This is a genomic window from Actinomadura sp. NTSP31, assembly GCF_041951385.1.
In the GTDB taxonomy this organism is placed as follows: Bacteria; Actinomycetota; Actinomycetes; order Streptosporangiales; family Streptosporangiaceae; genus Spirillospora; species Spirillospora napierensis.
Map to the genome: position 1 here is coordinate 126407 of NZ_JBGNUT010000021.1, position 19632 is coordinate 146038.

Here is a 19632-nt window from a genome sequence, read left to right on the forward strand (position 1 = left end):
GTCCGGACTTGGAGCGGCGACGAAAAAACGCCGGCTCCCCAGCATGGGGGAGCCGGCGCGGTTACGCGAAACCGGGCGGTACCCGGGCGTTGCGGCCCCGCCGCGCGCCCGGGGCCCGTTCAGACGATGCCCGGGCCCGGGGTGTGCACACCGCCGGGGCCGTCGTGCTCGACTCCCCCGAAAGTGTCCCGCAGCCTGATCTCCTTCTCCACCACCGCGGCGAGGCGGCGGACGCCCTCGCGGATGCGGTCGGGCTCGGGGAAGCAGTAGGACAGCCGCATGTTGCGGCGGCCGCCGCCGTCGGCGTAGAAGCCGGTGCCGGCGACGTAGGCGACGCGGTCGGCGATCGCGCGGGGGGCCATCGCCTTGGCGTCCAGGCCCTCGGGGAGGGTGAGCCAGACGAAGAAGCCGCCGGCGGGGCGCGTCCAGGTGCAGCCGTCCGGCATGAGCTGCTCCAGCGCGTCGAGCATCGCGTCGCGGCGCTCGCGGTACAGCTCGCGGAAGTCCTTGATCTGCTCGCGCCACGGCTGCGTGGCGAGGTACTCGCGGACGGCGAGCTGGGAGAAGTTCGACGGGCACAGGATCGCGGACTCGGCGGCGAGCACGAGCTTGGCGCGGACGGCGTGCGGGGCGAGCACCCAGCCGACCCGCAGGCCGGACGCGATCGTCTTGGAGAACGAGCCGAGGTAGATGACGCGGTCGGGGTCGTCGGCGCGCAGCGCCCGCATGGGGTCGCCGTCGAAGCCGAGGAGGCCGTAGGGGTTGTCCTCGACGATCAGCACGTCGTATTCGGTGCAGATCTCCAGGATCTGGGCGCGGCGCGCGGTGGTGAGGGTGACGCCGGCGGGGTTCTGGAAGGTGGGGACGGTGTAGAGGAACTTGACGCGGCGGCCCTCGCGGCGGAGCCGGGCGAGGGTCTCGCGGAGCGCGGAGGGGATCAGGCCGCCCTCGTCGAGCGGGACGTGCACGACGTCGGCCTGGTAGGCGGCGAAGGTGCCGAGCGCGCCGACGTAGGAGGGCGCCTCGGCGAGGACGACGTCCCCGGGGTCGACGAAGATCTTGGTGATGAGGTCGAGGGCCTGCTGGGCGCCGACGGTGACGACGACGTCGTCCGCGGAGCCGTGCACGCCTTCGAGGGCCATCACCTCGCAGATGAGCTCGCGGAGCCCCTCGTCGCCCTGCGCGGAGCCGTACTGCAGCACCTCGGCGCCCTTGCCGGCGACGAGGTCGCCGATCATCGAGCCGACGGCGTCGAGGGGCAGCGCCGACACGTAGGGCGCGCCGCCCGCCAGCGAGACCACCTCGGGACGGGCGACCATCGCGAACAGAGCCCGGATCTCCGACGGCACCATCCCGGCGGCGCGGGCGGCGTAGCGGTCGCTGTAGGCATCGGTTCGCGAGTGCTGTTCCACGAGGCACCTCCGGGTGGGGCTGGCTTGACGCAAAGGTACGGCATCGGTTCCAGGGGGATCGGTCGAACCCCGCACCTGGCGCGCCGCCCGGCCGTTCGTCCCCCGTCCGATACGATGCCCGAGAACCCCGGTTTGTTGCCGGGGAGTTCCGCGCAAGTGGGCGATCCGTCCCGAAGGTCCCGGCCGTGCCGCGGGTCTTCGCCGGCGGACAGGATGCCAGCAGGGGGTGCCGGCCCGGTGTCGCGTCGTCTCGTCAACATCACGCTGGACAATCTGGACGATCTCCCGCACCGCTGTCGCGGCTGCGTGTTCTGGGAGCTGGATCCGGTCAGCCGCGACCGGGCGCGGGCGAGCGGCGACGCGGGGCTGGAGAAGGAGGCGTGGATCTCCTCCACGCTGCTGGAGTGGGGCTCCTGCGGCAAGATCGCGTACGTGGACGACGTGCCGGCGGGGTTCGTGATGTTCGCGCCGCCGCTGTACGTCCCGCGTTCGGTGGCGTTCCCGACGAGCCCGGTGAGCGCGGACGCGGTGCTGCTGATGACGGCGCACATCCTGGCGGAGTTCACGGGCGGCGGGCTCGGCCGGATGCTCGTCCAGGGCGTCGCCAAGGACCTGACGCGCCGCTCCGTGAAGGCGATCGAGGCGTTCGGCGACCTGAAGGGCGAGGACGGCGGCTGCATGGTGCCGGCCGACTACCTGCTGTCGGTCGGGTTCAAGACCGTCCGCCCGCATCACCGGTACCCGCGGCTGCGGCTGGAGTTGAAGTCCGCCCTGTCGTGGCGTGAGGACGTCGAGGTCGCCCTCGAACGGCTGCTGGGGTCCATGACCCCGGAGGGTGCGCTCCGGCCCGCCTGAGGGCCGTTCAGGGCTTCCCGGCCGGGGGCGCGCGGGAACGCGCGGCCTGGATCGGCCACAGGCGGCCGTCCCGACCCGAACCGGCGGGCCCGCTCCGCGGTCTAACCTCAGGCCAGACCGGCCACGCGGAACGTCCCCGGGAGCGGAGATGCAGCCCATCGGTCCCCTGGGGGAGCGCGACCCGCGCCGGCTCGGCGGCTACGAGATCCTGGGCCGGCTCGGCGCCGGCGGCCAGGGCGTCGTCTACCAGGGCCGGTCCGGCGACGGCACGCTCGTCGCGATCAAGGTCCTGCACGACGGGCTGGTCTCCGGAGCGGAGGACCGCGGCGCGCTGGCGAGGGAGTTAGAGGTCGCCCGGCGGGTCGCGGCGTTCTGCACCGCCCAGATCATCGCCGCCGACCTGGGCTCCGACCGGCCGTACGTGGTGAGCGAGTACGTCGACGGGCCGTCCCTGCAGCAGATCGTGCGGTCGGACGGCCCCCGGACGGGCAACGCGCTGCACCGGCTGTCCGTCGCGACCGCGACCGCGCTGGTGGCCATCCACGAGGCGGGCATCGTGCACCGCGACTTCAAGCCCGCCAACGTCCTCGTCGGGCCGGACGGGCCGCGGGTCATCGACTTCGGGATCGCCCGCATCGTCGAGTCGAGCACGACCGTCTCGGGCGGCCTGATCGGCACCCCGGCCTACATGTCCCCCGAGCAGGCGGCGGGCGGGCGGGCCGGGCCGGAGACCGACGTCTTCGCGTGGGGCGGCGTGATGGGCCTACGCCGCGCTCGGGCGGCCGCCGTTCGGCAGCGGCCCGGTGCCCGCGGTGATCGCGCGCATCGCCCACGCGGACCCGGATCTCGGTGCTCTCCAGGGGCCGATGCGCGACCTGATCCTGGCCTGCCTCGACAAGGATCCGGCACGCAGGCCCAGCGCGCACGCCGTGCTGATGCGGCTCATCGCCGCACCGCGGCCTCCGACGCCGCGGAACGCCGTACCCCAGCGTCCGTCACCGCGAGGTGAGGAACCGCGCATCGCGACGCCCGCCGCGGAAGGGCCGCCCACGGAGGCGGTGGGACCGGCTGAGGAGACCGCCACGCCGTCCGGACGATCCGCCCCGGGCCGCCGGGCCTGGTGGCCGTTCGCGCTGGCCGGTGTCCTCGTGGTGGCGTTCCTGGTGAACGTGGCCATCGCGGGGCTGCACACTCTCCGCAGCGGGTACTACGTCGGCGAGGAGGGCGGCAAGGTCGTCCTGTACCGGGGGACGTCGGAGAAGGTGCCGGGCGTCGACCTGTCCCGCAAGGCGAAGGACCAGCCCAGCCCGCCGATCGCGGTCGAGGACCTGCCGGAGGCCTTGGGGCGGCAGGTGCACGACACCTATTCCGTGAGCGGGCCGTCGGCTCTGGCGGACCTGCGGCAGAGGGTCTGCAAGTACGCCCTGCTCGCGGAGGACGGCAAGGTGGTGGTGGTCAGGGGCGCGGGGCAGCGCGATTGCCGGCAGACGAGGATCGAGAACAGCGCCATCGCCGTAGCCGATCTGCCCGCTCCCCAGGCGGAGGCGGTACGGCAGGGAAACCTTCTCTTCGCCGGAAGGGCCGACGCCGACCGGAAGCTGGCGGAGCTGGGCAGGTGCGCCACCGCCTCGGGCTGCCCCGCCTCCTGACGGCGTGCGGCCCGGGACCGTGGTGGTCCCGGGCCGCAGGGGCCGCGCCCGCCGCGAGCGGACGGCGCCGGTCAGAGGAACTCGGCGAGGTCGCGCAGCAGCGCGGCCTTCGGCTTGGCGCCCATGATCTGCTTGACGACCTCGCCGCCGGAGTACACGTTCATCGTCGGGATCTGCAGCACGCCGTACTCGGCCGGCACCTTCGGGTTCTCGTCGATGTTCAGCTTGACGATCTCGAGCTTGTCGCCGTGCGCCGCGGAGATCTCCTCCAGGATCGGCGCCACCATCCGGCACGGGCCGCACCACTCGGCCCAGAAGTCGACCAGGACGGGCTTGTCGCTGGCCAGGACCTCTGTCGCGAAGTCGGCGTCGGTCACGGCTTTCATGGTGTCTCCTTCGGTCAGGCGGCCCGGTGCGGGTCGAGGCACCGGACGGGCGTGCTGGTCAGGCCTGCGGGACGGTCTCCGCGGCGTGCCGGTCCTGCAGCCACCGCTCGGCGTCGATGGCCGCCGAGCAGCCGCTGCCGGCAGCGGTGATGGCTTGACGGTAGATGTGGTCGACCACGTCGCCACAGGCGAACACGCCGGGAATCTTCGTCCGCGTGGTCGGGGCGTCCACCAGCAGGTAGCCGTCGGCGTCGGTCTCCAGCTGGCCGGTGAACAGCTCGCTGCGCGGGTCGTGGCCGATGGCGATGAACAGGCCGGTGATCTCCAGCGGGGACTGCTCGCCGGTCTTGAGGTTGCGGACCTGGACGCCGGTGACGCGGTCCTCGCCGTCGATCTTGACGACCTCGCTGTCCCAGAGGAAGCGGATCTTGTCGTTGGCGAACGCCCGGTCCTGCATGATCTTGGAGGCGCGCAGCTCGTCGCGGCGGTGGATCACGGTGACGGAGCGGGCGAACTTGGTCAGGAAGATCGCCTCCTCCATCGCGGTGTCGCCGCCGCCGACGACGGCGATGTCCTGCTCGCGGAAGAAGAAGCCGTCACAGGTCGCGCACCAGGAGACGCCGCGCCCCGACAGCCGCTTCTCGTCCGGCAGGCCGAGCTCGCGGTAGCCGGAGCCGGTCGCGACGATGACCGTCTTGGCCAGGTAGGTCTCGTCGCCGACCCTGACGACCTTGGGGTCGGCGGCCAGGTCGACCTCGGTGACGTCGTCGGTGATCAGCTCGGCGCCGAACCGCTCGGCCTGCTTGCGCAGGTTGTCCATGAGGTCGGGGCCCATGACGCCGTCGGGGAAGCCGGGGAAGTTCTCCACGTCGGTGGTGTTCATCAGCGCGCCGCCCGCGGTCACCGAACCCTCGAACAGCAGCGGCTTCAGGTCGCCGCGGGCCGCGTAGACCGCGGCCGTGTAGCCCGCGGGGCCCGACCCGATGATGATGACGTTACGGACGTCGCTCACTGTTGTGCGCCTCTCCTCTTGGCCTTCGGTCGCCTCACCGCGCGGCCTTGCCAGTCGCGTCAACCGATACTAGGGCCAGGGGATTCCCGGTACGCGCCGCCGCCCCCGTGACCTGCGCCGCGGTAGGGCCCCCGGCCCGTCCGGCCACCGCCGTAGGGTGGTGCCCATGGCACGCATTCTGCTTCTCCACTCGATGCTCGGGCTGCGTCCGGCCGTGCACCAGGCGGCGGACCGCCTGCGCGGCGCGGGGCACGAGGTCACCGTCCCGGACCTGTACGGCGGCCGGGTCGTCGACACGCCCGAGGAGGGCGTCGAGATCAAGGAGGAGATCGGCCGGGACGCGCTGCTGCGGCGGGCGGTCGCGGCGGCGGCGCCGCTCACCGACCAGGGCGGCCTGGTGTACGCGGGCTTCTCGCTCGGGGCGGCGATCGCGCAGAACCTGGCGCTCGGCGACGAGAAGGCCGGCGGGCTGCTGCTGATGCACGGGACGTCCGACCTGGCCGACGACGCGTCCACCGAGATCCCCGTGCAGCTGCACGTCGCCGACCCCGACACCTACGAGCCGGTCGACTGGCTGAACGCCTGGTACCTGCGGATGCGCAAGGCGGGCGCCGACGTGGAGGTCTTCCGATACCGCGGCGCCGGGCACCTGTTCACCGACCCGGACCTGCCCGACCACGACCCGGAGGCCGCCGAACGGGCCTGGGCGATCGCCCTCGACTTCCTGGCGTCGCTGTAGCCGGCCGTCCGGATCCCCGGCCGCCGGGCGGACTGAATGTCGGTGGCGGCGAGCATAATCCGGCCATGGCTTACGACCACGATCTCGCCGATCTCATCCGCGAACTGATCGCGGGCGAGGAACGCGTCACCGAGCAGCCGATGTTCGGCGGGCTGGCCTTCCTCATCGGGGGGAACATGTCGGTCGCCGCGAGCCGGCAGGGCGGCCTGCTCGTCCGGGTGGACCCGGCCGAGGCCGAGGCGCTGGCCGACGGCGAGCGGGTGCGGCCGATGGTGATGGGCGGGCGGGAGATGCGCGGGTGGCTGCACGTCGACGCCGACGCCGACGGCCCGCCCGACGAGATCGAACGGTGGGTGTCGCGCGGCGTCTCCTACGCGCGGTCGCTGCCGGCCAAGTCCGGGCGCCGCTGAGTTCCGCCGGCGCCCGGCTCCCGCCCGGAGAACGGGACCAGGCGGGACCAGAGGGGAGCGGGCCGGTCTAGGCGGGTTCGTGTTCGAGGACGTGGGCGTCCTGCGCGCTGCAGTCGGGGCCGACGACCCAGACGTCCCAGCTGCCGCTCCTGGCACCGGGAAGCGCTATCACGGTCGCGTCCCGCCCGTCGTAGGTGGCCTGGTCGACGAGCGCGGGCGTGCGGCCCCGGGTGACGCCGGTGACGCAGCCGGACATCAGCTCGGTGGGCGGGGAGCCCTGGAGCCGCAGCTCCTGGCCCTTCCCGAGCAGCCGGTCGATCTGGCCGCCGAGCCGCCCGGCCCGGTAGGCGGTGCCGCTGCGGGTGACCTTGAAGGACGCCGCGCTCAGCGCGGACTGCGACGGTGCGACCGCGTTCGGCGCCGAGCCGCCGGCCTCGTGCCGCTTCTCGTTGTCCTGTGCCGGCGCCGAGGCCCGGCCGGCGGTGCCGTCCGAGCCGTTCAGTGCGATCTTGCCGACCGCCGCTCCGCCGCCGAGCACGACGACCGCCGCCGCCGCGGCCGACAGTATCCGCCAATGCCGCCTTCCGCGCCGCTGCTCCATGCTCACCACGGTGGCGTTGTGCATCGACTCCGCCGCGATGGCGGTGTCGATGCGCTCGGCCAGCTCGGCGGGCATGGACGGGACGGGTGCCTCCGCCAGGATCCGGGAGACGTCCGCGAGGTCGGCGGAGCGGTCCCGGCATTCGGCGCAGGATTCGAGGTGCGCGTTGACGGAGGCGGCCTGATCGCCTTCGAGCAGTCCTTCGGCCAGATCGGCCAGGACGTCGTAGTCAAGATGTGCGGGGTTCACTTGGGCATGCCACCTCCTTCCACACCTCCGACGTTTTTGGGGTCGCGTCGGTTCCGGTGGTGGGTCAGAAGGGGGGCGAGCCGCGCGCGGCCCCGCGCGCACCGGCTCTTGATCGTCCCGGGCGGGACCTCCATCACCTCGGCGGCGTCGTCGACGGAGTAGCCCATCATGTCGACCAGCACGAGCGCGGCGCGCTGCTCGAACGGCAGCTGCTCCAGCGCGGTGCGGACGTCCAGCGACACCCCGTGCGCGTCGGTCGGGTCGGGCATCTTCGGCGCGACGGCGTCGAACGTCGCGTCGTCGCCCATCGGGGTGGCCGGGCGGACGGACTTGCGGCGGATCCGGTCGAGGCAGGCGTTCACCACGATCCGGTGCAGCCAGGTGGTGACGGCGGCGTCGCCGCGGAACCGGCCGGCGGCGCGGAACGCCGACAGGCACGCGTCCTGAAGGGCGTCGGAGGCCTCCTCAGGGTCGCCGAGGGTGCGCAGCGCGACCGCCCACATCCGGTCCCGGTGCCGGTGCACCAGCTCGGCGAAGGCGTGCGGGTCGCCCTGGGCGTGCCGGGCGAGGAGCTCCTTGTCGGGGACCTCGTCGACGCGACGCATGCTCACCGACGTCATGAGCGACCGCTTTCTCGTACGGGCCGCCCTGCCGGTGCCGGGCGGCTGCGACCGGTTGCGGCTGCTCGGGTGGTCACCACGGTTTCCTGGGGGCGAGGGGACAGGGATGCTCACAGGCACGATACAGACAACCGGCAGCTCACGTCACAGGTCGCGACGGTCCGGACCGCCCCCGGACACGGCCGGAGGGCGGTCCACCGCGACCCGGTCAGCCGGCCGTCCCGCTGACGGAGATGCCGTTGAGCCTGCCCTGGTTGCCGGCGGGCAGCTTGGTGAACCAGACCAGCACGTACTGCCCCTGCACCGCCGGGTTCGCCGCGAAGGTCAGCTCGCCGCGGTCGCAGGACTGCTCGCCGATCGCCTTCAGGCCGCCCGGGCCGCGAGAGGAACCGACCCTGACCTGCAGGGTTCCGCCGGTGGCCGGGCAGTCGACCTTGACGGTCGACACCTTGGCCGGCGTGCTCAGGGTCAGCGTGACGCCGAGGCCGGTGAGGAAGTTGCCGAAGCGCTCGGACGTGTAGGTCTGCGTCTCCCACACCGTGCCGGGATCGCCGTCGATGACCGCCGCGGGGTTCTTCCTGCTGGTCCCGTCGGGGTGCTGGTCGGCCGGCTTCTGGGTGGCCGAGGCGTCCTGGACCTTCAGCTTCACGGTGGCGGGCTTGGGCGGCGGGGTCTTCTGGCCCTGGTCGGTCTTCTTGCCCGCGGCGCCCTTGTCGCCGTCGGAGCCGCCGCCGGACAGCGCCCAGGCGCCGAGGCCGACGATGACGGTGAGCGCCGCGGCGGCGACGCCGAGCAGGGCCCGGTTGGCGGGCTTGCGGGCGTGCGACGCGACGGTCGTGGCGTTGGAAGGAGGCGCCGGCGGAGGCGTGTCGTACCGGCCGCGCGGCGGCGGGACCTGCCCGGACTGCGCGGGCTGCGGCTGCGGCTGGGCCCTGCGCGCGCGCCGGCCCTGCGCCGGGCGGGGCGGCTCCTGGACGGGCGGGTGCTGCTGCGTCGCCGCGGCCGCCGGGGGCGCCGCGGGAGGCTTGGGCGCCGGACGCGGCGACGGCGCGGCGCCGCCGAGGCCCGCGAACAGCGGCAGCGGGGTGCGCGGCACGCCGCGCAGCGCCTTGGCCAGCTCGCCGGGCTCGGTGAGCGGCTCGCCGGCGCCGATGCCGAGGCAGCGGCAGACGATCGCGTCGACCGCGTGCGAGATCCCGGCCTGCACCTGGCGGGGCGCGTGCGGGACGCCGTCGGCGGCCGGCGCGGCGGGCAGGTCGGACGCGGCCTCGTCGCCGGGCCAGTGCGCGGTGAGCGCCGCGTACAGCATCCGGCCGAGGCCGCGGACGTCCTCGGCGGCGGGGTCGTCGGAGTAGCGGTCGCGCAGGACCGCGTCGGTGGCGACGCCGAGCAGCTTGACGGTGCCGCCGGTCGTCCAGACGAGGTCGCGGGGGGACAGGCACAGGTGCGCGAGCCCGGCCGCGTGCGCGGCGGCGACCGCCTCGGCGGCCTCGTACAGCAGGGTCGCGGCCCGGCCCGGCTCCAGCGGGGCCTTGGCGAGCATCTGCTCCAGCGTCTCGCCCGCGACCCACTCGCTCACGACGTAGGCGCTCTCGCCGCTGTCGTCGGCGTCGAAGACCTGGGTGACGCGGGGGTCGGTGAGGCGGCTGGCGGCGCGGGCCGAGGTGACGGCCTCGCCGACGCGCGGGAACTCGGGGTCGAAGGTGCGGACGGCGACGGCCCTGGCCAGGATCTCGTCGATGGCCTTCCAGAGCGAGGACCCGCCGGAGTCGCTGATGCGCTCCTCGAGCCGGTAGCGGCCGGCGAGACGCGTGCCGGGTTCGATCACTGACGTGCTCACGGCAACGTCCTGCGCAGGTCGTCAGATCCCATGTTCGTGGCGTGGCAGCTTACGCCTCCGACCCTCCTCTTTGCGTTCCCCAGGGTGTCAGCCCGCAAGCCGTAGTCCCCCACATGGTAGTGGTTCGAACACGGGAATGGCGGCGTGATCCGGGCGCGTCCCCCTCACTTTGCCACGACTTACCGGTGACCGCCCGGCAACCTGCGCGCGAAGGTGCCGATCATCTGCTGCACTTCGTCGACGCGCAGCAGCTTCGCGAACACCAGGTACAGCAGCCCGCCGCCGCCCGCGCCCACGATCAGCGTGGCCAGCGCGGGGATCATGGTGTCGACGCCGATCGCGGCGTCGGCCACGGCGTGCGCCGCGTAGGCGAACCCGATCAGCGGCCAGATCGCGATCAGCAGCTTGAGGAGCCCGCCGACGATGCGGCGGCCGTCGATGCCGCCGAGCTTGCGGCGCAGCACCAGCCAGCACACCAGCGTGCCGACGATGTTGGTGACCGCGTACCCGCCGGCGATGCCGACCACGATCCACTTCACGCTGAGGACGTTGTACGCGGCGAACGCCATGACGATGTTGGACGTGACGGACACGACACCGATCAGCGCGGGCGTGCGGGTGTCGCCGAAGGAGTAGAAGACCCGCAGCATCAGCTGGTAGATCGAGAACGGCACCAGCGCGATCGCGAACATCTGCATCACCCGGGCGATCACCAGCGCGTCGGCGGCCGAGGTGTTGCCGTGCGCGAACAGCACCGTGGTGATCTCGGGGCCGAGCACCAGCATCAGCGCCGCCGCCGGCATGATGATCACCGAGGAGAGGCGCAGCCCGCTGGAGAACGCCGACCGCACGTCGGCGATCTTGCCCTCGGCGGCGAATCGGCTCATCCGGGGCAGCAGCGCGGTGATCACCGAGACGCCGACGATCGCGTACGGCAGCTGGAACAGCTGGTAGGCGTTGAAGTACGGGGTGTACCCGTAGCCGTCGCCGAGGCCCTTGGAGTGGCCGAGGTCGCCGGCCCGGTTGGCGAGGGCCGTGACGACGGCGAGGCCGACCTGGGTCGCGACGACGTACAGCAGCGTCCATCCGGCCATCCGGCCGACCTGCCCGATCTCGCCGCGCTTGAAGTCCAGCCGGGGCCGCCACCGGAACCCGGCGCGGCGCAGCGAGGGCCACAGTGCGACCGTCTGCAGGACGATGCCGCCGGTGGTGCCGGCCGCCAGCACCATGAACTGGGCGTCGGAGATGCTGGACGGGTCGACCTTCCCCGACGACATCGCCAGGAACGCGCCGCCGACCGCGATCACCACGAGGTTGTTCAGGATCGGCGCCCACATCGGGGCGGCGAAGCTGTTGCGGGTGTTGAGGATGGCGCCGGCGAACGCGCCGACGCCGTAGAAGAAGATCTGCGGCAGGAAGAACTCGGCGAACAGGATCGCGATGTGCCGCTGGTCGCCGGTGTAGCTGCCGGCCAGCACGTCGATGAACAGCGGCGCGGCGAGCACGGCGACGACGGTCAGCACGGCGAGGCCGAGCACCGCCAGCGTGAACACCCGCTGCTCGTACTGCTCGCCGTAGGCGCGGTCGCGTTCCTTCGCGCGCACCAGCAGCGGGACGATGACGCTGGTCAGGATGCCGCCGAGGAGCAGGTCGTAGATCTGGTTCGGGATCGTGTTGGCGGTGTTGTAGGCGTTGGCGAGCAGGCCGGTGCCGAGCGCGGCGACGATGACGGCGGTGCGCAGGAACCCGGTGACGCGGGAGACCAGGGTGCCGATCGCCATGATCGCCCCGGACCGCAGGACGCCGCCGGCCGCGGCCTTGCCGCCGTCCGGGCCGCCGGGGCCCCCGCCCGCGGGGGGCGCGATGTCGACGACGGTCTCGCCCGGGGCGCCGGCCCCGCCGGGAAGCGGCAGGTCAATCGCCGTCGGGGCGGCGATGTTCGGGTTCGGGTAGCCCGCCGGGCTCGCGGGCACCGGACGGCCCTGCGGGTGCTGCGGGGCCGGGGGCCGCTGAGGGGGCGCCTGGCGCGGGTCTTGGCGGGGGTCCTGCGGGGGCCGCCGGCCCGGAGGCGGGTAGCCCTGGTTCGGCGACCGGCCCGGCTGCTCCGGGTAGCCCTGCGGTGCCGGATAGCCCTGCGGTGGACGTCCCTGCGGGGGAGGGCCCTGCGGGGGACGTCCCTGGGGCGAACGGCGCTGCGGGGGAGGTCCCTGCGGAGGGCGTCCCTGTGGCGGTGGGCCCTGCGGAGGAGGCGCCTGGGGCGGCCGGCCTTGCGGCGGAGGCCCCTGCGGGGGAGGCGCCTGGGGCGGCGGTCCCTGGGGCGGCGGAGGCCCCTGCGGAGGGCGGCCCTGCGGGCGGTAGCCCGGACCCTGGGAACCCGGACCCTGGGAACCCGGACCCTGGGAACCCGGGGCCGGGGAACCCGTTCCCCGGTTCTCCGGTCGCTGCTGGTCCCATTCCGGTCGACCCGTCACCGGCTGCCTCCGCTTTCCGGCGGCGCCTTGCTCTGATGGCCCGCACTCCGACGCCCACGAAGAGTACGGCAAGTCCGCCACCGGTGATGAGCAGGGAGAGCCGCCCGTACCCCGTGGTGCGGACGGTGATGGCGTCGCTGCTGAAGATCCTGCCCGATCCCGCGTCCCGCAACTCCAGCCGGACGTCGAAGTTGCCGTTCCCGGACGCCTGCGCGGCGACCCAGCGCTGCTCCTGCTCCCCCGGCTGCAGCTCGATGATCGCCTCCTTCTGGTCGAGGGGGCGCAGCTGGAGCTTGGCGGTGTTCACCGAGATCGGGACGAGCCGGAGTCTGATCGTCTGGCCGTGCAGCGTGTTGCGGACGGTCACCGGGAACCTGCCGGAGCTGCCCGCGAGGTTCGTCCGCTTGCTCTGGGTGGTGACGATGTGGACCTGCGCCATCTCGTGGTCCAGCTCGTCCGACAGCTCGAGCCTGGCGTGCCGCGCGCGGGTCTGGCTGGTCCGCCAGGCCGCCGACTGCACGCGCAGCAGGGCGCGCTCGTAGGAGATGCCGATCGGCGCCACCATGATCGACCGGAACCGGGCGGCGCGGCGGCCGATGTCCGCGACCGCTTCCAGGTAGGCGCCGCCGAGCTCGTACTTCTGGTAGTCGTCGTTGTAGGCGCGCAGCTCGCGGCTCTGCGGATGCATCGACTCGATCTTGCCGAGCGGGGTCTCGCTCAGCCACGTCGCGCCCCTGGTGTAGTTCAGCAGGTCCGCGGCGAGGCCGGGGGCGGGGTTCCACTGCCGGTCGGGGGCGATGACGAGGGTGCGCTGGACGTTGGGCGCCTCGCCGGCGATCACCGCGGTCTCGGCGAGGAACCGCTGCTCGGTCAGCACCTTGCCGCCCGCGGACCGGGAGTTGGCGCTGACGATGTCGTTCAGCGCCGAGTCGTAGACCAGCGCCTTGTGCGTGCCCTGGTGGACGGTCTGGATCGCGGTGGTGGCGTTCGCCGGGCCGCCCTGCGGCGGGTCCCCGAACTGGAGGTCGCTCATCAGGAACGACCCGCCGTCCTTCAGGCCGTACCTGGCGAGCGCGTCGAGCGTGTCGGGACCGGCGACGCCGTACGGCGGCCACGCGTAGTGCTTGTCCGGTGCGCGCCCGAGGGCCTTCTGGGCGACGGCACTGGTGTTGAGCTGGTCGTAGGCGGTGCGGATCGTGCCGGTCATCTTGTAGCGGGCGAGCGCCACGGCGTCGGGGTCGGCGTACGGGAGGGTGGAGTACGGGTCGCCCTTCGTTGCGTTCCGCAGGGCGTTCAGCCAGGCGGACGCGGCGGTGCTCTTCTTCACGGTCTTGCTGGCCGTCTTCGCGCCCGGGGTGAGGACGCGGTAGTCGTGCGTCGCGATCTGCTGGACGTCGTCGAGCAGCGCGGGGTCGATCGCCCAGGTGACGGGCGTCTTGGGGTTCGCGGCGGCCGCGGCGACGAGGTCGTTCAGCCGGCCGGTGCCCGACAGCTCCTGGGACAGCCGGTCGTCGAGGAAGACCGAGTCGCTCGTGCGGTGCTGCTGGTCGGCGAGCGGCAGCACCCAGCCGACCGCGACGGGCTTGAACTGCGTCCGCTTCGGCATGAAGGTCACGAACGTGGTGACGCCGCCGACGACCTGCTGGGCGGAGTTCAGCACCTCGACGCCCACCGGGTACACGCCGGGCGTGCCGTTCGGCGGGGTCAGCTGCATCTTGGCGACCGCGACCTTGAGCTCCCAGTCCTGCTTGCCGCCCGTGCCGCCCGCCTGCGGGATCGGCCTGGTCAGGCCCGGGACGGGGAGCTGGTCGGCGGTCATCTCGGAGTACTGCTCGAGCTGGCTGCGGCTGCTGATCGGCTGCCGGCCGTAGCGCAGCCGCAGGCTGGCGCCGGCGATCTGGTGCCCGGACCGGTTCTGCGCCGTGCCCCGGATGTCGAGCGTCGAGTTCGCCTTCAGGGGCTTCGGGGTGACCCTGGTCAGCGCGACGCCGACCTGGCTGCGGCCGCGGCCGAGATCGGGGCCGTCCGGCGTGCCGGGGGAATCGGGCTGCGCGGCGCCGGGCCGGACGGCGGTGCCGGGCTCGGCGGCGAGTGCGGGTCCGGCGGCGAGTGCGGGCCCGGCCCCCACCGCGAGCCAGGGCAGCACGGCGGCCAGCGCGACCGCGCGTTTGACGGTCCTCACACCGTGTCCGCTCTCACGCCGCGTCTGCTCTCACGCCGTGTCCGCCCACCTGTCCGCCCGACGGCCGCCCGGCGCCGGGTCCGCCGCGGGACGGGCGTCGTTATCCCGCACCACGGCCCCGATGGTAGTCGGCACGGGCCGGGCGCCGGACTTCCGACGCGGATCAGCCCACCGGATGGCGCGGCTCCGGCCGGTCCGGGCGGTTCCCGCGGCGCGCGGGACCGGCCGGCCCGGCGGCCCGGTCGCGGCCGGATTCCCGGCCGGGCGCGGGTGCGGGCGCGGGGACGCCCGGCCCGGCGGCCAGTTCCACGGGCTTGGCCTGGCACAGCGCGTACAGGTCGTGGCCGCGGATGCCGAGCGCGGTGGACGGCTCCCCGGTCGGGGTGTAGACGACGTCGGCGGAGCGCAGGCCGTCCACGAGCCGCTGGTCGATCAGCAGCGGCATCGACTCCGGCAGCAGCAGCGGGCACACCAGCCCCGCCGCGTACTCGGTGACGGCGTTGACCAGGTCGGCGCGGGCCGGCCTGGCCAGCCGGGCGCCCACGGCGTGCCGGACCGCCTCACCGGCCGGCCGCTCCCCCGCCGGGACGACCACCCCCGTCAGGAAGCGCCGCCCCCCGTAGGCGTCCGCGCAGGCGAAGACGCGCGTCACCAGGCACCGGTCCGCCGGGAGGCCGAGCGCCTTGGGCAGCTCGTCGGCGTGGGCGATGCCGATGGGCAGCCGCACGATCTCGTGCACGGCCTCCCATTCGAGCAGCGCGCGGTGGATGGTGAGGGCGTCCTTCATGATGGCTCCATCCCGCGGGGAACTCCCCGCACATCCCCGTGCCGGTCTCCCTGTGCCCCCGTGCGTCGCACTTCGTGGGGAGGTCCCCACATACCCGAGGTGTCCGGTTCAACACCCGCCGAACGGCGGGTCGAGCCTCCCGATGCGCTCGAGCCGCAGGTGCGGCGGACCGTGGGCCCTGGGGATCCCGCTACCGTGGTGCGTACGGGACGCTCACCGGCGGTCGCGCTGGCGTCATCGGGGTGTCCAGAACGTAACCCGGGGCTTGCGCCATGTGAAGGGCCCAGCGCCCGCCGAAAGTCCTTTGTCAGCCCGACAACCAAGGAAATACGCTCGATGGCCGTGCTCGACCAGGTGCCCGACGACAACGAGAACCCCAGTGCCTCCGCGCGGCGCAGGACCGCGATCGCGGAGCTGCTGCGCCGGATAGCGCCCGTCGCGGACGGGCTCGGCGAGCGGTTCGCCGCGGCCGGGTACGAGCTGGCGCTGGTCGGCGGGCCGGTCCGGGACGCGCTGCTGCGCCGCCCGTCCAAGGACGTCGACCTGACCACCGACGCGCCGCCGGAGAAGATCCTGGAGATCATCAAGGGCTGGGCGGACAACGTCTGGACGATCGGCATCGAGTTCGGCACGGTCGGGCTGCGCAAGGACGGCCACGAGCTGGAGATCACCACCTACCGCAGCGAGTCCTACGACCCGAAGTCGCGCAAGCCGGCGGTGACGTACGGCACGTCCCTGGTGGAGGACCTTCGCCGCCGCGACTTCGCGGTGAACGCGATGGCGGCGCGGCTGCCCGGGTACGAGTTCGTCGACCCGTTCGGCGGCCTCGCCGACCTGCGGCGGGAGGTGCTGCGGACGCCGGGGCGGCCGGAGGACTCCTTCAGCGACGACCCGCTGCGGATGATGCGGGCCGCCCGGTTCGCCGCGCAGCTCGGCTTCACCGTCGCGCCCGACGTCGTCCAGGCGATGAAGGACATGGCCGGGCGGATCGAGATCGTGTCCGCCGAGCGGGTGCGCGACGAGCTGTCCAAGCTGGTGTGCGGGCGGTACCCGCGGCAGGGCCTGGCGCTGCTGGTCGACACCGGGCTCGCGGCGCACGTGCTGCCCGAGCTGCCGAAGCTGCGGCTGGAGATCGACGAGCACCACCGGCACAAGGACGTCTACGAGCACTCGCTGATCGTCCTGGAGCAGGCGATCGCGCAGGAGAAGGAGGGGCCCGACCTCGTCCTGCGGCTGGCGGCTCTGCTGCACGACATCGGCAAGCCGAGGACCCGCCGGTTCGAGACGGGCGGCCGGGTGTCGTTCCATCACCACGAGGTCGTCGGCGCGAAGATGACGCGCAAGCGGCTGACCGCGCTGCGGTATCCGAAGGACGTCATCGCGGACGTGTCGCGCCTGGTCGAGCTGCACCTGCGGTTCCACGGCTACGGCACCGGCGAGTGGACGGACTCGGCGGTCCGCCGCTACGTGCGGGACGCCGGCCCGCTGCTCGGCCGGCTGCACAAGCTGACCCGCGCCGACTGCACCACCCGCAACAAGCGCAAGGCCGACCGGCTCCGCCGCACCTATGACGACCTGGAGGCGCGGATCGACCGGCTCGCCGAGGAGGAGGAGCTGGCCGCGATCCGCCCGGAGCTCGACGGCAACGAGATCCAGGCGATCCTCGGCATCAGGCCGGGGCCGCTGGTCGGCAGGGCCTACAAGTTCCTCCTCGAGCTGCGCCTCGACCAGGGGATGGTCGGCAAGGAGGCCGCGGAGCGGGAGCTGCGCCGCTGGGCCGCCGAAGAGGGGGTCGAGCCCGAATGATCCCCCTCCAGCTGGGCCGGATGAGCCCCGCCGAGACCGAGCGGATGCTCGCGTTCGACCGCGACCACATCTGGCACCCGTACGCGCCGATGCCCGCGACGGCGCCCGTCCAGCCGGTCGTGTCGGCCGACGGCGTCCGGCTCACCCTCGCCGACGGCACCGAGCTGATCGACGGGATGTCGTCGTGGTGGGCGGCGATCCACGGCTACAACCACCCGAAGCTGAACGCGGCCGTCACCGGGCAGCTCGGCAAGATGGCGCACGTCATGTTCGGCGGGCTCACCCACCCGCCGGCCGTGCGGCTCGCCGAGCGGCTCGTCGAGCTGACCCCCGAGCCGCTCACCAAGGTCTTCTTCGCCGACTCCGGCTCCGTCGCCGTCGAGGTCGCGATCAAGATGGCGATGCAGTACTGGCGCTCGCAGGGACGCCCCGAACGGCACCGGCTGCTGACCGTCCGCGGCGGCTACCACGGCGACACCTTCGGCGACATGGCCGTCTGCGACCCCGTCAACGGCATGCACCACCTGTTCAGCGACGTCCTCGCCCGGCACGTGTTCGCGCCGGTGCCGCCGCTCGGCTACACCGCCGACCCCGACCGGGCCTACATCGACGAGGTCGCGAAGCTCGCCGCCGAGCACGCCCACGAGCTCGCCGGGATCATCGCCGAGCCGATCGTCCAGGGCGCGGGCGGCATGCGCTTCTACGCCCCCGAGTACCTGCGCGCGCTCCGCGACATCGCCGACGAGCACGGCCTGCTGCTCGTCCTGGACGAGATCGCCACCGGCTTCGGCCGCACCGGCGAGCTGTGGGGCTGCGACCACGCGGAGGTCGTCCCCGACATCATGTCCGTCGGCAAGGCCCTGACCGGCGGATACATGACGATGGCCGCGACGCTGTGCACCGACCGCGTCGCCCACGGCATCACGTCCGGCGAAGCGGGCGCGCTCATGCACGGGCCGACGTTCATGGCGAACCCGCTCGCCGCCGCCGTCGCGTCCGCGTCCATCGACCTGCTGCTGTCGCGCGACTGGCGGGAGGAGGTCGACACCATCGAGGCCGTCCTGACCAGCGAGCTCTCCGGCGCCGAGGAGCTGCCCGGGGTCGCCGGCGTCCGCGTCCTCGGCGCGATCGGCGTGGTCGAGGCCCGGGAGCCCGTCGACACGACCGCCGTCCAGGAACTCGCGATGGCCCACGGCGTCTGGCTGCGCCCGTTCGGGAAGCTCATCTACACGATGCCGCCGTACGTCTGCACGGAGGACGAGGTCCGCCACATCGGCGCGGCGCTCCACGCCATCGCCGAATCCCTCTGAGCCCGGCAGGGATAACGGCCGGGAAACACGTGATCATGTTGCATCTCCTTCACACCAGTGAAGGGAGATGCAGGATGGGCATGAACCGACGTTCCTTGCTCGGGGTGATGGGGGCCGCGCCGCTGGCCGCGGGAGGGCTGCTCGGGGCCGCCGGAACGGCGAGCGCCGCCGGCCCCGCCGGACGGGCCCGGATTCCCGCGGGCCTGCGCCCCGGCGGCCAGTTCGACCGGCTCGTCGCGCAGCAGGCCGCCAAGGACCAGTTCTCCGGGACCGTCCTGCTCGCGAACCGCGGACGCACCGTCCTGTCCCGGTCCTACGGGATGGCCGACAAGGAGCGCTCGATCCGCAACGGGCCGGACACGATCTTCTCGGTCGGCTCGATCACGAAGGTCTTCACCGGGGTGGCGGTCGCGCAGCTGGCGGAGGCGGGCAAGATCGCCTACGACGGGAGGCTGGGCGCCTACCTCGACGGGTTCCCCACCGAGGTGGCCGACGAGATCACCGTGCATCAGCTGCTCACGCACACCTCCGGCATGGGCGACTACCGGCAGGACGTCCCCGGCTACGAGCAGGCCGAGGCCACCTGGACCAGTGCGGAGCAGGTGATGGACGGCACCCTGGCGTCCATCCGCAAGACCAAGCTGCACTTCACCCCGGGGACGGGCCACCTGTACAGCAACTCGGCCTATGTCACGCTCGGCGCGATCGTGGCGAAGGTGTCCGGCATGCCGTACTTCGACTACGTCCGGCGGCACATCTTCGCGGCGGCCGGCATGAAGGCCTCCGACTTCTACACCCAGCCGCAGTGGCAGAAGGACCCGCGCATCGCCCGGCCCTACGCCACCACGCCCTCGGGGCAGCGCGAGAACCAGGTCGGCGAGCGCGCCTTCATCGGCCTGCCCGACGGCGGCGCCTTCGCCAACGCGCCGGACCTGCTGCGCTTCACCGCCGCCCTGAACGGCAACAAGCTCGTCGGCCGCGCCTACACCGAGCTGATCACCAGCCCCAAGGTGCCCGGGGGCACGCTCCCCGGCAAGGACGGGAAGCCCGGTAAGTCGCTCTTCGAAGGGTACGGTCCGGACTCCACGTTCATCGGCGGCCGGCGGTTCTTCGGGCACAACGGCGGCTCCCCGGGGGTGGGCGCCGACTGGTACGTGTACCCGCACTCGGAGTGGACCACGGTGATCCTGTGCAACTACGACGCGCAGACCAGCGCGCCGATCGAGTCGCTGCTGGAAGAGCAGCTCATCGTGCTGGAGTGATCGCGCGGCCTTCCAGCCGTGCACGGGGACCTGGTCGTGCG

General features: G+C 73.0%; 17 protein-coding genes. 8 read left to right on the forward strand and 9 right to left on the reverse strand.

What is annotated here, in order from left to right; translation table 11 throughout:
• Window positions 1–119: 119 nt before the first annotated feature.
• A complete protein-coding gene (locus ACA514_RS31145) occupies window positions 120–1352 on the reverse strand; it encodes a PLP-dependent aminotransferase family protein (protein WP_375044881.1) in 1233 nt (410 codons plus the stop codon).
• 297 nt (window positions 1353–1649) lie between these two features.
• Between ACA514_RS31145 and ACA514_RS31150 the strand changes: the two genes are divergently transcribed.
• The 3 genes from ACA514_RS31150 to ACA514_RS31160 all read left to right on the forward strand — a co-directional run bounded on the left by ACA514_RS31150 (window position 1650) and on the right by ACA514_RS31160 (window position 3916).
• Window positions 1650–2267, forward strand: coding sequence for a GNAT family N-acetyltransferase (locus ACA514_RS31150; RefSeq protein WP_375044827.1), 618 nt, complete (start codon window positions 1650–1652; stop codon window positions 2265–2267).
• Window positions 2268–2415: 148 nt separating this feature from the next.
• Window positions 2416–3276 carry a serine/threonine-protein kinase gene (locus ACA514_RS31155; RefSeq protein WP_375044828.1) on the forward strand — a complete coding sequence of 287 codons (861 nt, stop codon included), beginning with the start codon at window positions 2416–2418 and terminating at the stop codon, window positions 3274–3276.
• A 49-nt stretch (window positions 3277–3325) separates the two neighbouring features.
• Window positions 3326–3916: a hypothetical protein gene (locus tag ACA514_RS31160; protein WP_375044829.1), complete on the forward strand. Its 591-nt coding sequence runs from the start codon at window positions 3326–3328 to the stop codon at window positions 3914–3916.
• A 71-nt stretch (window positions 3917–3987) separates the two neighbouring features.
• On the opposite strand, the gene trxA is transcribed toward ACA514_RS31160, so the two are convergent.
• Together trxA and trxB are read right to left on the reverse strand one after the other, a co-directional pair.
• Window positions 3988–4302 carry a thioredoxin gene (trxA, locus tag ACA514_RS31165; RefSeq protein ID WP_375044830.1) on the reverse strand — a complete coding sequence of 105 codons (315 nt, stop codon included), beginning with the start codon at window positions 4300–4302 and terminating at the stop codon, window positions 3988–3990.
• 58 nt (window positions 4303–4360) lie between these two features.
• On the reverse strand, window positions 4361–5314 hold the full coding sequence (gene trxB, locus ACA514_RS31170) for a thioredoxin-disulfide reductase (protein ID WP_375044831.1): 954 nt from the start codon (window positions 5312–5314) through the stop codon (window positions 4361–4363).
• Window positions 5315–5480: 166 nt separating this feature from the next.
• Here trxB and ACA514_RS31175 point away from each other — a divergent pair, with 166 nt between their 5' ends.
• Together ACA514_RS31175 and ACA514_RS31180 are read left to right on the forward strand one after the other, a co-directional pair.
• Window positions 5481–6053, forward strand: coding sequence for a dienelactone hydrolase family protein (locus tag ACA514_RS31175; protein WP_375044832.1), 573 nt, complete (start codon window positions 5481–5483; stop codon window positions 6051–6053).
• A 65-nt stretch (window positions 6054–6118) separates the two neighbouring features.
• Window positions 6119–6463, forward strand: a complete 345-nt coding sequence (locus ACA514_RS31180; protein ID WP_375044833.1) for a TfoX/Sxy family protein — start codon at window positions 6119–6121, stop codon at window positions 6461–6463.
• A gap of 67 nt (window positions 6464–6530) precedes the next feature.
• Here ACA514_RS31180 and ACA514_RS31185 read toward each other — a convergent pair whose 3' ends face one another.
• The 6 genes from ACA514_RS31185 to ACA514_RS31210 form a co-directional block, all read right to left on the reverse strand.
• A complete protein-coding gene (locus ACA514_RS31185) occupies window positions 6531–7313 on the reverse strand; it encodes an anti-sigma factor family protein (protein ID WP_375044834.1) in 783 nt (260 codons plus the stop codon).
• On the reverse strand, window positions 7310–7918 hold the full coding sequence (sigM, locus tag ACA514_RS31190; RefSeq protein ID WP_375044882.1) for an RNA polymerase sigma factor SigM: 609 nt from the start codon (window positions 7916–7918) through the stop codon (window positions 7310–7312). The genes ACA514_RS31185 and sigM overlap by 4 nt, the downstream gene beginning before the upstream one ends.
• A 223-nt stretch (window positions 7919–8141) precedes the next feature.
• Complete coding sequence (locus tag ACA514_RS31195) at window positions 8142–9773, reverse strand: AMP-binding protein (protein ID WP_375044835.1); 1632 nt, start codon at window positions 9771–9773, stop codon at window positions 8142–8144.
• A 179-nt stretch (window positions 9774–9952) separates the two neighbouring features.
• On the reverse strand, window positions 9953–11746 hold the full coding sequence (gene murJ, locus ACA514_RS31200) for a murein biosynthesis integral membrane protein MurJ (RefSeq protein ID WP_375044836.1): 1794 nt from the start codon (window positions 11744–11746) through the stop codon (window positions 9953–9955).
• Window positions 11688–14426 carry a DUF6049 family protein gene (locus ACA514_RS31205; protein WP_375044837.1) on the reverse strand — a complete coding sequence of 913 codons (2739 nt, stop codon included), beginning with the start codon at window positions 14424–14426 and terminating at the stop codon, window positions 11688–11690. The genes murJ and ACA514_RS31205 overlap by 59 nt, the downstream gene beginning before the upstream one ends.
• Window positions 14427–14589: 163 nt before the next feature.
• Window positions 14590–15213 (reverse strand): aminoacyl-tRNA deacylase, encoded by a 624-nt coding sequence (locus ACA514_RS31210; RefSeq protein ID WP_375044838.1) that lies wholly within the window; start codon window positions 15211–15213, stop codon window positions 14590–14592.
• 336 nt (window positions 15214–15549) lie between these two features.
• On the opposite strand from ACA514_RS31210, the gene ACA514_RS31215 reads away from it, so the two are divergent.
• The 3 genes from ACA514_RS31215 (at window position 15550) to ACA514_RS31225 (ending at window position 19591) form a co-directional block, all read left to right on the forward strand.
• Window positions 15550–17019, forward strand: coding sequence for a CCA tRNA nucleotidyltransferase (locus tag ACA514_RS31215; protein ID WP_375044839.1), 1470 nt, complete (start codon window positions 15550–15552; stop codon window positions 17017–17019).
• Window positions 17016–18329 carry an adenosylmethionine--8-amino-7-oxononanoate transaminase gene (locus tag ACA514_RS31220; RefSeq protein WP_375044840.1) on the forward strand — a complete coding sequence of 438 codons (1314 nt, stop codon included), beginning with the start codon at window positions 17016–17018 and terminating at the stop codon, window positions 18327–18329. Before ACA514_RS31215 ends, ACA514_RS31220 begins: the two co-directional genes overlap by 4 nt.
• Window positions 18330–18409: 80 nt before the next feature.
• Entirely contained in the window at window positions 18410–19591 is a 1182-nt protein-coding gene (locus ACA514_RS31225) for a serine hydrolase domain-containing protein (protein WP_375044841.1), read from the forward strand.
• The last annotated feature ends 41 nt before the right edge of the window (window positions 19592–19632 follow it).

Coding starts and splice junctions, on each gene's coding strand:
- ACA514_RS31215 (WP_375044839.1), top strand. CDS start 15,550: ATGGCCGTGCTCGACCAGGTGCCCGACGACAACGAGAACCCCAGTGCC.
- ACA514_RS31145 (WP_375044881.1), bottom strand. CDS start 1,352: ATGGTGCCGTCGGAGATCCGGGCTCTGTTCGCGATGGTCGCCCGTCCC.
- ACA514_RS31175 (WP_375044832.1), top strand. CDS start 5,481: ATGGCACGCATTCTGCTTCTCCACTCGATGCTCGGGCTGCGTCCGGCC.
- ACA514_RS31180 (WP_375044833.1), top strand. CDS start 6,119: ATGGCTTACGACCACGATCTCGCCGATCTCATCCGCGAACTGATCGCG.
- ACA514_RS31210 (WP_375044838.1), bottom strand. CDS start 15,213: ATGAAGGACGCCCTCACCATCCACCGCGCGCTGCTCGAATGGGAGGCC.
- ACA514_RS31220 (WP_375044840.1), top strand. CDS start 17,016: ATGATCCCCCTCCAGCTGGGCCGGATGAGCCCCGCCGAGACCGAGCGG.
- ACA514_RS31155 (WP_375044828.1), top strand. CDS start 2,416: ATGCAGCCCATCGGTCCCCTGGGGGAGCGCGACCCGCGCCGGCTCGGC.
- trxA (WP_375044830.1), bottom strand. CDS start 4,302: ATGAAAGCCGTGACCGACGCCGACTTCGCGACAGAGGTCCTGGCCAGC.
- ACA514_RS31225 (WP_375044841.1), top strand. CDS start 18,410: ATGAACCGACGTTCCTTGCTCGGGGTGATGGGGGCCGCGCCGCTGGCC.
- sigM (WP_375044882.1), bottom strand. CDS start 7,918: ATGCGTCGCGTCGACGAGGTCCCCGACAAGGAGCTCCTCGCCCGGCAC.